Annotated in this window: 12 protein-coding genes; 8 read left to right on the top strand and 4 right to left on the bottom strand. The window is 57.9% G+C overall.

Going from position 1 to position 12,822, the window contains the following annotated elements:
* Positions 1–43: 43 nt before the first annotated feature.
* Positions 44–979: a ribokinase gene (locus tag LOH53_RS03625; RefSeq protein ID WP_230066362.1), complete on the bottom strand. Its 936-nt coding sequence runs from the start codon at positions 977–979 to the stop codon at positions 44–46.
* Entirely contained in the window at positions 976–1,965 is a 990-nt protein-coding gene (gene uriH / locus LOH53_RS03630; RefSeq protein ID WP_230066363.1) for a uridine-preferring nucleoside hydrolase UriH, read from the bottom strand. Before uriH ends, LOH53_RS03625 begins: the two co-directional genes overlap by 4 nt.
* A 462-nt stretch (positions 1,966–2,427) precedes the next feature.
* Here uriH and lysS point away from each other — a divergent pair, with 462 nt between their 5' ends.
* The 7 genes from lysS (at position 2,428) to dhaM (ending at position 10,450) form a co-directional block, all read left to right on the top strand.
* A complete protein-coding gene (gene lysS / locus LOH53_RS03635; protein WP_230066401.1) occupies positions 2,428–3,876 on the top strand; it encodes a lysine--tRNA ligase in 1,449 nt (482 codons plus the stop codon).
* A 263-nt stretch (positions 3,877–4,139) separates the two neighbouring features.
* Positions 4,140–4,472: a histone-like nucleoid-structuring protein Lsr2 gene (locus LOH53_RS03640; protein WP_230066364.1), complete on the top strand. Its 333-nt coding sequence runs from the start codon at positions 4,140–4,142 to the stop codon at positions 4,470–4,472.
* 303 nt (positions 4,473–4,775) lie between these two features.
* A complete protein-coding gene (locus tag LOH53_RS03645; RefSeq protein WP_230066365.1) occupies positions 4,776–7,265 on the top strand; it encodes an ATP-dependent Clp protease ATP-binding subunit in 2,490 nt (829 codons plus the stop codon).
* Between the two features lie 189 nt (positions 7,266–7,454).
* Entirely contained in the window at positions 7,455–7,976 is a 522-nt protein-coding gene (locus LOH53_RS03650) for an amino-acid N-acetyltransferase (protein ID WP_230066366.1), read from the top strand.
* 114 nt (positions 7,977–8,090) lie between these two features.
* Complete coding sequence (gene dhaK / locus LOH53_RS03655) at positions 8,091–9,089, top strand: dihydroxyacetone kinase subunit DhaK (protein ID WP_230066402.1); 999 nt, start codon at positions 8,091–8,093, stop codon at positions 9,087–9,089.
* Positions 9,090–9,737: a dihydroxyacetone kinase subunit DhaL gene (dhaL, locus tag LOH53_RS03660; protein ID WP_230066367.1), complete on the top strand. Its 648-nt coding sequence runs from the start codon at positions 9,090–9,092 to the stop codon at positions 9,735–9,737.
* Complete coding sequence (dhaM, locus tag LOH53_RS03665) at positions 9,734–10,450, top strand: dihydroxyacetone kinase phosphoryl donor subunit DhaM (RefSeq protein ID WP_230066368.1); 717 nt, start codon at positions 9,734–9,736, stop codon at positions 10,448–10,450. The genes dhaL and dhaM overlap by 4 nt, the downstream gene beginning before the upstream one ends.
* 30 nt (positions 10,451–10,480) lie before the next feature.
* Here dhaM and LOH53_RS03670 read toward each other — a convergent pair whose 3' ends face one another.
* A complete protein-coding gene (locus LOH53_RS03670) occupies positions 10,481–11,413 on the bottom strand; it encodes an HhH-GPD family protein (protein WP_230066369.1) in 933 nt (310 codons plus the stop codon).
* A gap of 90 nt (positions 11,414–11,503) precedes the next feature.
* Between LOH53_RS03670 and LOH53_RS03675 the strand changes: the two genes are divergently transcribed.
* On the top strand, positions 11,504–12,178 hold the full coding sequence (locus tag LOH53_RS03675; RefSeq protein WP_230066370.1) for a hypothetical protein: 675 nt from the start codon (positions 11,504–11,506) through the stop codon (positions 12,176–12,178).
* A gap of 17 nt (positions 12,179–12,195) precedes the next feature.
* On the opposite strand, the gene LOH53_RS03680 is transcribed toward LOH53_RS03675, so the two are convergent.
* Positions 12,196–12,807: a TetR/AcrR family transcriptional regulator gene (locus LOH53_RS03680; protein ID WP_230066371.1), complete on the bottom strand. Its 612-nt coding sequence runs from the start codon at positions 12,805–12,807 to the stop codon at positions 12,196–12,198.
* Positions 12,808–12,822: the final 15 nt, after the last annotated feature.

A 12,822-nucleotide genomic window follows, 5' to 3' on the forward strand; every position in this document is an offset into this window, starting at 1 on the left:
TTCACGCTCAAGTTCGGCGCTATTTCCGATGCTCTTAATCACCTTATTGATTAAGTCGCACCGAGACATCGTGGGCCAAGGGGTAGGCCGCCTGCGTTCCCTTTTTGGTCGTAGCCAGAGCCGCAGCAACGGAAGCATAACGGGCAGCGTCTGCCAGGGTGTCCCCGCTTGCCAAGCGTGCGGCGACAGCGCCGGTGAACGCGTCTCCGGCACCCGTGGTGTCTACGGCGTCAACCTTGGTCGGGGCAACGCGGATTGCAGGCGCATCGGGGTTGGTGGCATCTAGAACCATCGAACCGGCCGATCCCAGGGTGAGCAGAACCTTGTGCAAGCCGCGGCTGGCGAACTGTTCAATCGCTGGCTGCCATTCGGAGAGGGGAGCACCCGGCTCAGGCATGGTCATCCCACCCAAGAATGCGGATGCTTCGTGGGTGTTGACGAGCAGGATGTCACTGAGACGAGCCAATTCCTCCTGGACCGCAGCGAACGGTGAGAGGTTGAGCAAGACTGTGGCTCCGGCGTCGTGCCCGGCCTGCGCTGCTGCTTGAACGGTCTCCAAAGGAACCTCCAGGCACAGGCACACCACTGCGGCATCAGCGAAAAGAGCCGGCTCCATGGCATCGGGAGAGAGGGTTTCGTTGGCGCCAGCGGAGATGATGATGCTGTTTTCCCCGCTGGCTTCCACCGAGATGAGCGCCACGCCAGTGGGAACATCGACGCGGCCCACGTGGCTGACGTCGACTCCTGCAGCGGATGTGGAGGCCAGCAACATCTCTGCATTGGAGTCTTGGCCCACGGCGCCGATCAAGGTGACGAGTCCGCCCAATTTACCGGCGGCTACGGCCTGATTCGCGCTCTTGCCGCCTGGATTGATAGCAAAACCACTGCCGTGCAGCGTCTCGCCAGGCAAAGGCAGCCGTTCGCAATAGATGGTCAGATCCGCATTGAGCGAGCCGACAACCACTATGCGCGCACTCATACCTGGCCCCCGCCCTCGCCGATGCGGACCAGCGCGTCGGTAACGAGGCCCCAGAACTTGCCGTGGTCAAGCGTGACTGCCACGGAAGTGCGGCACTCGGCTGGGGCAGGAGAGCGGAAGTCGGCCACCGTCATGCCCAGCGTTAGCGTTCCCGTGAGTTCAATATCGACGGGGACCCGGAGGGTGGTCATAACGGTGGGGTCAATGACATATGCCACAGCACAAGGGTCGTGGACTGGCGGGTAGTCGAAGCCTTGAGTGTCCTTGTAAGTTTTGGTGAAGAATTCCATTAGTTCCATGACGAACTTCGCCGGTTTAGTGCCGATGGCTTCGATGGCTGAGACGACGTCCGGGGTGGCCAGTGCCTGATGTGTCAGATCCAGGCCCACCATGACCACTTCCCAGCCGGCGTTGAAGACAATGTGTGCGGCTTCCGGGTCAATCTTAATGTTGAATTCAGCCACGGGGCTCCAGTTGCCCACATGGTATCCGCCACCCATGAGGACAACTTCCTTCACGCGCTCCACGATGCGGGGCTCTTTCCGGGCGGCCATGGCGATGTTGGTCAAGCCGGCTGTGGGGACCAAAGTCACGGTGCCGGGCTCATGGGCCATGATGGTCTCAATGATGAGGTCGACGGCGTGGCGGGGGTCCAAGGTGATACGCGAGGTCGGCAGGACTGGCCCGTCCATACCGGACTCGCCGTGAACTTCCGCAGCTGTTTCAATATTGCGCACCAGAGGACGATCGCAGCCCGCAGCGAACGGTACGCCGGTGATACCGGCGATCGTGCCGACGGCAAGTGCGTTCCGAGTGACTTTCTCCAGTGTGTGATTGCCCACCACCGTAGTGACGGCTAGCAGTTCGATCATGGGGCTGCCATGAGCCAAAAGCATGGCAACGGCGTCGTCATGGCCTGGATCGCAGTCCAAGATGATCTTCCTTGGTGCGGTGGAGACGGGTTCGGCCAATGGTGTCGTATTCACGTTTTCTCCACGTCGTTGGTGACCGGTTCCGGCAAGAAATGCAGTCGTCGTCAGGACAATGTTTGCATCGCAAATAGCACCACGTCAAACGCTCCGCTTAGCTCTATTTACGTCCGCGAAGGGTCTGCTCCAGCACTCTCTCTAGCTTAAGAAAACGCAAGGGCAAACGGTGAATATCAAATGAAAACGGTGTTTATAGGGTGTCTGATGTTTTTCGGTAGGGCCTTGTGTCAGTTCCCGCACCGTCAGATGAGGCACCAACCATCCTTGCTAGATCGCTGGCGTAAGTCGCCTATGACCGCACCTTGCGGTCCAAAATATGTGTTTTAGCTAGACGTCATGCCTTACTTCAAGCAGGCTTTCGGGGTGCGCGGAGGATTCATTCAGATTCACCCTCTAAACTTGTCTACTGTGAGTGCAGAAAATTTTCGGGGCCCCGAGGCCAGTGACGTTTCAGAACAAATGCATGTGCGTATGGAAAAGCGTGCCAAGTTGCTTGAGCGTGGTGGTCATCCCTATCCGGTGGGGGTGGAACGGACCCATACCCTCGAGGCCATCAGGGCCAAGTACTCGGAACTGCCCGCGGATGCGGTTACTGGCGAAATTGCTGCCGTCAGCGCCCGCGTAGTTTTTGTACGTAACACTGGCAAACTGTGCTTTGCCACCCTGCAATCGGGTGCTGGAACGCGCCTGCAGGTCATGCTTTCCTTGGCCAATGTGGGAGAGGACGCTCTTTCCGATTGGAAAGCACTCGTGGATCTAGGCGACCACGTATTTGTTAAGGGAGAGGTCATTAGCTCCCGCCGTGGGGAATTGTCCATTATGGCTGACTCCTGGGCGATGGCATCCAAGGCGTTACGCCCATTGCCGGTGCTGCACGCGGACTTGTCCGAGGAAATGCGTGTGCGCCAACGGTACGTTGATTTGATAGTCCGAGACGCTGCCCGGGATCAGGTACGCGCACGTTCAGCCATTGTTAAAGCAATTCGGGATGCTCTGCATGGCGAAGAATACATTGAGCTTGAGACACCCATTCTTCAGTTAGTTCATGGTGGCGCTGCAGCGCGGCCCTTCCGTACCCATTTGAATGCCTTTGATCAACCTATGACGCTGCGTATTGCCATTGAGCTTTATCTCAAACGGGCAGTTGTAGGTGGGTTGGACAAGGTTTTTGAACTCGGACGTATTTTCCGTAATGAAGGCGTAGATTCCACCCACAGTCCCGAATTCACTATGTTGGAAGCCTATGAGGCATATGGGGACCAATTCACCATGGCTGAGACTATGCAGCGTGTCATTTTGGCCGCAGCGGATGCTGTGGGATCGCGCATAATTGAAACCGAGCACGGCCAAATCAACCTTGATGGTCAGTGGCGCTGGCTATCGGTCTATCCGGGCCTGAGTGAGAAGGTGGGCACGGAAATTACGCCGGCCACCACAGCCGAAGAATTGCGGTCCATTGCTGGCGCCCACGACGTGAAGATTGATCCACTCTGGGATGCGGAGAAGCTCGTCATTGAATTATTTGGCGAGCTAGTTGAACCCACGCTGATTCAACCTACATTTGTTTATGATTATCCTCCGTCCGCGCAGCCGCTGGCGCGTCCGCATCGGGATAAGCCTGACCTGATTGAAGCTTGGGACTTGGTCATTGACGGCAAGGAGACCGGTACTGCCTTCTCTGAGCTAGTAGATCCTGTTATCCAGCGTGAACGACTCACTAAGCAGTCGCTGGCTGCAGCGGCGGGCGATCCCGAGGCCATGGCGCTTGATGAAGACTTCCTTCGCGCGTTGGAATACGGCGCACCTCCCATGGGTGGGCTGGGCTTGGGCATTGACCGTCTGGTCATGTTATTTACCGGTGTGGGAATACGCGAAGCCATCCTGTTCCCGTTGATGAAACCAGAGTAGAAGCGGCAAGATTATGGAATATGTTGCAGTTATCCTCCCTTCGTTGGGAGTAGGCGTCCTCTTTTATTTCGCCATGAAGGCAATATTCAACGCCGACCGTTCGGAACGTGACGCCTTGGCGCGCGCTGAGCGTGAGGCGGAACAAAAGCGGGATTTACCTGGTCAATAAAGAATTGATCAATTATCTTTGACTGACAGTGGATTAACCGCCATAATTTATGATGAAGCAAATTCCACAATAATTAGCGAGGCGATAAATTCACATGGCACAGAAGATTCATGTCACGTTGGTCGACGATCTTGACCAGAGCCCTGCCGATGAGAACGTCGTGTTCGGCCTAGATGGAATCAATTACGAAATAGACCTTTCAGCTGCTAACGCCGCAGAGCTACGCGAGGCATTGGCCAAATTCATTTCCGGCGGACGCCGCTCGGGTGGACGAGCGGTGCGCGGTAAGGCAACAGCAAGCGGTGCTAAAGGTAAAAGTGACGTAGGCGAGATCCGTGCCTGGGCCAAAGCCAACGGCTTTGAAGTCCATGAGCGTGGCCGCATTCAAGCTGAAATCCGCAAGGCGTATTACGCGGCACAAGGCTAAGACGCAAAATACGCAGGGGTCCTAGGTCCCTGACGGACGGCGGGGTTCCCTGAGGGGGACCCCGCCGTCCGTTGTTGCGGGCCCTGCTGTTGCGGGCCCTGTTCTTGCGGGCTCTGTTCTTGCGGGCTCTGTTCTTGCGGGCTCTGTTCTTCTGAACCCGTTCTAAAAGCTCGTGTTCTCGCAATCGACGGGTGCAGTCATCGGCAGATTTCCAGCACATTTATTTCCCCTGTGGCGAACAAGCCCCCATGGCGGGCTGGCACTGCGTAGCATCAAAGTACGCAGTAAAAGGAGTGTGGCGAAATGTTTGAGCGATTTACTGATCGAGCCCGACGTGTTGTTGTGCTGGCCCAAGAAGAGGCCCGCATGCTCAACCACAATTACATTGGCACGGAGCATATTCTGCTCGGTCTCATCCATGAGGGTGAAGGTGTTGCAGCCAAAGCGCTGGAGTCCTTGAACATCTCTCTCGACGGTGTCCGGGAACAGGTCCAGGAGATCATTGGGCAAGGACAACAAGCCCCCAGTGGTCACATCCCGTTCACGCCGCGCGCCAAGAAGGTGTTGGAGCTCTCCCTGCGTGAAGCTTTGCAGCTTGGCCACAATTACATTGGCACGGAGCATATTCTGCTCGGGCTGATCCGTGAGGGTGAAGGTGTTGCCGCTCAAGTTCTCGTGAAGCTCGGTGCTGACCTTGGCCGTGTGCGCCAGCAGGTCATTCAGCTGCTTTCTGGCTATCAGGGCAAAGAGCCGGTTGCCAGTGGTGGTCAGCAGCCAGAAGGCCAACCCGCAGGTTCTGTGGTCTTGGACCAGTTTGGTCGCAACCTGACCCAAGCTGCGCGTGAAAATAAGCTTGATCCTGTGATTGGGCGCGAGCACGAGATGGAACGCGTCATGCAGGTCCTGTCTCGACGAACAAAAAACAATCCAGTCCTCATTGGTGAGCCAGGCGTCGGCAAGACAGCTGTTGTTGAGGGTCTGGCTCAGGCAATTGTGCGCGGCGATGTTCCCGAGACCATCAAGGACAAGCAGTTGTACACGCTTGATCTGGGCTCTTTGGTAGCGGGTTCAAGGTACCGCGGTGACTTTGAGGAGCGCCTGAAGAAGGTGCTCAAAGAAATCCGCACCCGCGGGGACATCATCCTTTTCATCGATGAGATCCACACACTCGTCGGTGCTGGTGCCGCTGAAGGCGCTATTGACGCAGCCTCCATCTTGAAGCCCATGCTGGCGCGCGGGGAACTTCAGACTATTGGTGCCACTACGCTTGACGAGTACCGCAAGCACATTGAGAAGGACGCAGCTCTTGAGCGTCGCTTCCAGCCCATTCAGGTCCAGGAGCCCACGGTTCCTTTGACCATTGAGATTCTGAAGGGTCTACGCGATCGCTACGAGGCCCACCACCGTGTCTCAATCACCGATGGCGCGCTAACGGCTGCTGCAACGCTGGCAGATCGCTATATCTCCGACCGCTTCCTGCCGGACAAGGCGATCGACCTTATCGATGAGGCTGGTGCGCGTTTGCGTATCCGCCGCATGACGGCCCCGCCAGAGTTGAAGGCCATGGACGTTGACATTGCGGCTGTCAAGAAGCGCAAAGAAGACGCCATCGATGCTCAAGACTTTGAAGGTGCGGCCTCCTTGCGCGACGACGAGCAAAAACTCATCACCGCTCGCGCCGAGAAGGAGCGTCTGTGGAAGTCCGGCGGTCTCGATGACATCTCCGAAGTAGATGAAGAACTCATCGCTGAAGTCTTGGCCAACTCCACCGGTATTCCTGTGTTCAAGCTGACCGAGGCTGAGTCCACGCGTCTGCTGAAGATGGAAGACGAGATCCACAAGCGTGTGATCGGTCAGAATGAGGCCATTAAGTCCATCTCGCAGGCCATCCGTCGGACCCGTTCGGGCCTGAAAGATCCTAAGCGTCCAGGTGGCTCGTTCATCTTTGCCGGCCCCACCGGCGTCGGTAAGACTGAACTGGCCAAGGCGCTTGCCGAATTCTTGTTTGGTGACGAAGATGCCTTGATCACCCTGGACATGTCCGAATACTCGGAGAAGCACACCGTCTCGCGTCTCTTCGGTGCCCCTCCGGGTTACGTTGGCTATGAAGAAGGCGGGCAGCTGACCGAGAAGGTCCGCCGTCGTCCGTTCTCGGTAGTGCTCTTTGATGAGGTGGAAAAGGCCCATGCGGATCTATTCAACTCATTGCTGCAGATTCTCGAGGATGGCCGCCTAACGGACAGCCAGGGTCGAGTGGTGGACTTCAAGAACACCATCATCATCATGACCACTAACTTGGGTACCCGTGACATCTCCAAGACCGTCGCAACAGGGTTCCAGTCAGGCAGCGATACGCAGACCGGCTACAACCGGATGCGGGCGCGGGTTACAGAGGAACTAAAGCAGCATTTCCGCCCGGAGTTCCTTAACCGTGTTGATGACGTTGTGGTGTTCCCGCAGCTGACCCAGGACGAGATCATTGAGATCGTTGACCTCATGGTTGCGCGTCTAGAAACTCGTTTGGCCGATAAGGGTATGGGCATCGAGCTCACGCCCGCGGCTAAGATCTTGCTGGCGACCAAGGGATACGACCCCGCCATGGGTGCCCGGCCACTGCGCCGTACCATCCAGCGCGAGATCGAGGATCACCTTTCCGAGAAGATCCTCTTTGGTGAGATTAACTCCGGAGATGTTATCGCTGTAGATGTGGAAGGCGAAGGTGACGAGGCGAAGTTCACGTTTGTGGGCACGTCCAAGCCGACGGTTCCGGACGCCATCACGGCCTCCGCATAGCACTCAGCAATAAGGCGAAGGGCGCATGACTCGAGAGGGTCATGCGCCCTTCGCCCGCCCCGCATCCCTCGACGCTCGGTTACTTTCGGGGGCTTTTTGGCCAACGCTCGGTTACTTGCTAACCGAGCGTTGTCTTTTTAAGCCCCGGATGTAACCGAGCATCCGTTGAGGGCGTCATAGACTGAAACGGTGACTGTTCAAACTACCGCCCCCGTCATCACCCTCCGGCCCGCACGCACCTCCGACGTGCATGCGATTAAAGACCTTGTGGCGCCCTTGGCACAAGAGCGCATTCTGATCTCCAAGGAAACTGTCACCTACTTCGAGTCCATTCAAGAATTTACGGTTGCACAGGTGGACGGCGAGATAGCCGGCTGCGGTGCATTGCACGTGATGTGGGAGGATCTCGCGGAGATCCGGACCCTGGCGAGCGCGGATTCTTGGCGAGGCAAAGGTATAGGCCGCGCACTCGTGGAGCGCCTGTTGGAAAAAGCCGGTGAACTGGGCGTGAGCCGTGTGTTCTGCCTGACTTTTGAGGTGGATTTCTTTATCCGTAACGGCTTTGAGGTCATGGCTGACCAGACTGCCGTGGACCCTGATGTCTATTCGGAACTGCTGCGCTCTGCGGATGAAGGAATCGCCGAATTCTTGGACTTGGCCAGGGTCAAGCCAAACACCCTGGGTAACACTCGTATGATCCGCACTCTCTAAGACAATGCCCCCTACCCACTGCGAGCACGTCCGGGTAGTGTTCAATGCAAGGGTGTCCGGTGCGCCGTGGCTGCCTCATTTGCCTGTTCACTGTTCAATTCGGAGGGTGCCGTCATGAAAAAACTCATCAATGATCCCAAAGCAGTAGTTGACGAATCCGTCGAAGGATTCGGTTTAGCCCATGCCGATTTGGTGGTGGTCCACACGGACCCATTATTCGTCACCCGCAAAGTGGCGAAGGCGGGCAAGGTGGGCCTGCTCTCCGGAGGCGGCAGCGGCCATGAGCCTTTACATGCGGGCTATGTCGGCTTCGGGATGCTGGATGCCGCCGTCCCCGGCGCCGTTTTCACCTCCCCAACACCGGATGCGATCATCGCGGCGAGTGTCGCTGCCGATTCCGGCGCAGGGGTCGTCCATATTGTGAAGAACTACACCGGCGATGTACTTAACTTTGAGACGGCTGCGGAGATGGCGCAGGCCGATGGCATAGAGGTCCGCACCGTGCTGGTGAACGACGACGTCGCGGTGGAAGACTCGCTCTACACGGCTGGCCGGCGTGGTGTGGGCGGAACTGTACTGGTAGAGAAGATCGCTGGAGCAGCCGCAGAACGCGGGGATGATCTGGACGCTGTTGCGGCCATTGGGCAGCGGGTCAACGACAACGTGCGCACCATGGGCGTAGCCCTGTCAGCGTGCACCGTCCCGCACGCCGGCGTCCCAAGCTTTGAACTGGCCGAGAACGAAATTGAAATCGGTATTGGTATCCATGGTGAACCCGGCAGGCACAAGATCCCCATGGAAGACGCCAACGGCATCACGGACAGGCTCTTAGAGCCTATTCTGGCGGATCTTGCCCCCGTTACCGGGGATAAGGTGCTCCTGTTCGTCAACGGGATGGGCGGTACTCCAGCTAGCGAGCTCTACATCGTTTACCGCCACGCGGCGAAGGTTCTAAGAGATGCTGGTCTGGTGGTGGAGCGGTCACTGGTGGGGAACTACATCACAGCACTGGAAATGCAGGGCTGTTCCATCTCGGTCCTTCGCTTGGATGAGGAAATGACTGAGCTATGGGACGCGCCCGTTCTGGCACCGGCACTTCGATGGGGGATGTAAATGACTGATTCTTCTCTGGACACCGCGTGGGCTGTTGATTGGCTGCGCCGCAGCGCTGCCGTCGTGAGTGAAAATCGGATGGCTTTGATTGAACTGGATAGGGCCATCGGCGACGGCGACCATGGAGAGAACCTCGACCGTGGCTTCAGCGCTATCTTGGAGAAACTAGATAGCGAGCCGCCGCTTACACCTGCTGCGACTTTCAAACTGGCGGCCATGACTCTCATGTCTAAGGTTGGCGGGGCTGCAGGGCCGCTCTATGGCACAGCATTTTTGCGGATGGGGACCGCAATGGGCGAAGCCGTTGAGATTGACTCTGCGCTGCTGGCAGCCGGGCTGGCTGCCGCGCGAGACGGGGTGGTTGCGCGCGGAAAGGCCGAGGTTGGCGATAAAACGATGATCGATGCGTGGACTCCGGCCGTAGATGCGGCCATTTCTGCCGCTGATGCAGGCGCCAGCCCAGCCGCCGTGCTCGCTGCTGCTGCTGCGGCCGCGGAGTCGGGTGCAGTGGCCACGGATCCTCTCATCGCGCACAAGGGCCGGGCTAGCTATCTTGGGGAACGGGCCATTGGGCATCGCGATCCTGGTGCGGCGTCGTCGGCCATGATCTTACGCGCTGCAGCGCAGGCGGGCGGGGCGTCGGCGTGAGTGTTGGACTGGTTATTGTTTCCCACAGCGCTGCGCTGGCTGCCGGTGTGGTGGAGCTGGCCGCGCAGATGGCGGTTGGGGTGAGTATTGTTGCCGCCGGTGGCATGGACGACGGCGGCCTCGGCACGTCGCTGGAGAAGGTCATGTCAGCGTTGGGTCAGGCAGACACGGGGGAGGGGGTAGTGGTGCTGACGGATCTTGGTTCCGCCGTCATGACTGCTGAATCGGCTCTGGAATTTATGGGCGGTCCGGCGACGGTCGCACTTGCTGATGCGCCTCTTGTGGAAGGGGCGGTGGCCGCAGCCGTTGCGGCCGCGTCCGGCGCTGGACTGCAGGCCGTTCGTCATGCGGCCGAAACGGCGTTGCAAAATAGTGGTGCTGCACGCGCCACGGATGCTGGGACTGCCACTGGCCTTGATTCTGGAACTGAACCACGTAAGGACCACACTCCTGAAGGTGAGCAGACAGCTGAGTTGATTCTGATCAACCCCATGGGTCTTCATGCCCGCCCGGCAGCGGTTTTGGCCGGTGAGTTGGGCGCTATGGACGTTGATATTGAAATCAACGGCGTGGACGGACAGTCAGTCATGATGTTGATGACGCTTGGCGCCGGCGAAGGCACAAAGTTGCATGTCCGGGCTTCTGGTCCGGATGCCGTGGGTGCAGTGGCGCTGGTGCGCCGTGAGGTTACGTCCGGGTTCGGTGAGATCTAAAATGCCCGGCGGGTCAAGGGGCTAGAAGTACTACCTCGGCAGGGAGTAGCTTTTATTCTCGAGCTCAGCTAGCCCATCAGCGACTAGGCCAGCCAAAGCCCTTTGGAGCTGGGGTGCTTTGGTATTTAGGCCGTGGAACTTGCGGAGTGCGCTCGTAACTTCAGCGGTGTGTGCTGTATCCGCGGATTCTGGATCGATTCCGGTCACGTTGGCCCAGAACAGGTCCACGTGCACAGGCGATTTGGCTGCGCGCAGAACGGCCATGGCAGCCCCGCGCACCTGCCTATCTGTTCCGGCCCAGGGTTGGCCCTTCGGGATGTATGTGGGAGCGGGCTGCCCGGCAGCAATCCAGGCGCATTGATCCCTTACGGGGCATGTTTCACACTTTGGATTCCGGGCGGTGCAGATGAGTGCGCCGAGCTCCATGACACCGGCATTCCATTGGACCGATTCGGATGGATCAACCGGCAGCAAGTCCTTGGCGAGGGCCATCTCCGCAGCGTTGAGAGCCGGTGCAGGTAAAGCCTGACCTATAACCAGACGTGCATGGACTCTGCGGATGTTGGTATCCACTACAGTTTCGCGTTGCCCGAAGGCAAACGCCGCAACGGCGGCCGCTGTGTAGTTGCCGATACCTGGAAGGGCCAGAAGTTCTTCAAACGTTTCCGGCACGTCGCCACCGTGCTTTTGAACAATGACGTTGGCAGTCGCGTGTAAGCGTAAAGCTCGGCGTGGATATCCGAGCCGGTCCCACGCCCGGAGTACCTCGGCAGGGGATTCTTGGGCAAACACGGAGGGGGTGGGCCAGCGTGCCATCCACCGCTCCCACACCGGCTGAACCCGCACTACGGGCGTTTGCGCCAGCATGATCTCGCTGACCAGAATGCCCCACGGAGAACATTGCCCCCGCCATGGCAGATCCCGGGCATTTTCGCGAAACCATTTCAGGACCTCTTGGTACACGCATCTCCTTCATGAACTATATAGACGGTTCAACTCTAGCGTCCGGCGTGGTTGGCGGGCTGCGATGCCGGGCTTCGATAGTCTGGGAACGTGGCGAAATCACCGAACAATGGGCGTGGCAAGGCTGGAGTCGGCCCTGCGCGAAAACCCAAGGTCTCTAAGAAGGTGTTCCGGCGGCGGCGGATACTGGCAGCAGTCCTGGCCCTTCTTGTGGTGGGCGCGATCGTAGCCGCAGGGATTGCATTGACCAGTGCTTTAGGTGGCTCTGGTGCGAAAAAAGCAGCTGACGCACCACCAGTAAGCCCAACTTCAGCTAGTTCCACAGCCCCTGGCCCCGCAGCAGGTGCGAAGCCCGCCCAGGCTGGTTCTTCGGCGTCGGCCGTGTGCGACGAAGCCGGAATTAAGGTCAGCGCGTCGATGGACAAGAGCGACTATGGTTCAGGCGAAGAGCCCGTGCTGAGCCTGCAAGTGACCAATACTGGTCAGGCGCCCTGCGACATCAACGTGGGAACTAGCCAAATGCAATTCGCGATCACCAGCGGCGATGACAGTATCTTCAATTCCAAGGACTGTGAAGTCGATCCAACAAATCTTGTGAAGAATCTCAAATCAGGTGCCTCCGAAACCGCCAATTTTACTTGGAAGCGCAATCGTAGCGCGGCAGGATGCGCGCCAGTTAGTGCTAAGCCGGGTGCCGGAACCTATGTTTTTGTGGCCACCTTGGGTAAATGGTCTAGTGAAAAAGTAGTGTTTCGACTTAACTGAGAAGGATCAATGACTAGCTAGGGCGCGCGGCGATTGACTTCGATCCCACGCAGCGCGTACGAGGTGACATTAGAGATGACGGCGTCGAGTTGTTTGACGGAAACCGCGCCGCTTGCAATCAGCGTTGCTGCACCGTGGATGGCGGAGAAGTACGACAGGCCAATAATTTCGCTAGGACCGTCAATGATCAGCCCTAGTTCTTGTCCTTCGGCTAACAGCCGTTCGAAATGAATGTAGGCATGAGACTTCGACGCCGGTAGCGACTCGATTTCCTGATTGTCATTGGCTCGGAGACGAGAATACATGAGTTCAATCAGATGCGGCTCCTGTAAGACGAAATCTATGTAGGAACGCGACACGGACATCGTCTTATCCCAGAAATTCTCGCCAGCTGTGGCGACTGCCAGCCGGAGAGTTTCATCCAAGCGGTCGAATCCTCGAGCCGAGACGGCATCTAGAAGGTCTTCTCGAGTTGGAAAGTGAAAACGGGGAGCGCCGTGGCTGACCCCCGCAATTCTCGCAACTTCCCGCAAGGATAGTTTCTCGAATCCTTCTTTTGCCACGATCTGTTCGGCGTGCTCAAGAAGGACTTCACGCAGATTCCCCCGTGGAGATAGCGGATCGCTCATGACCTAAGTATACCT

The sequence above is a fragment of the Arthrobacter cryoconiti genome, assembly GCF_020905375.1.
In the GTDB taxonomy this organism is placed as follows: domain Bacteria; phylum Actinomycetota; class Actinomycetes; order Actinomycetales; family Micrococcaceae; genus Specibacter; species Specibacter cryoconiti.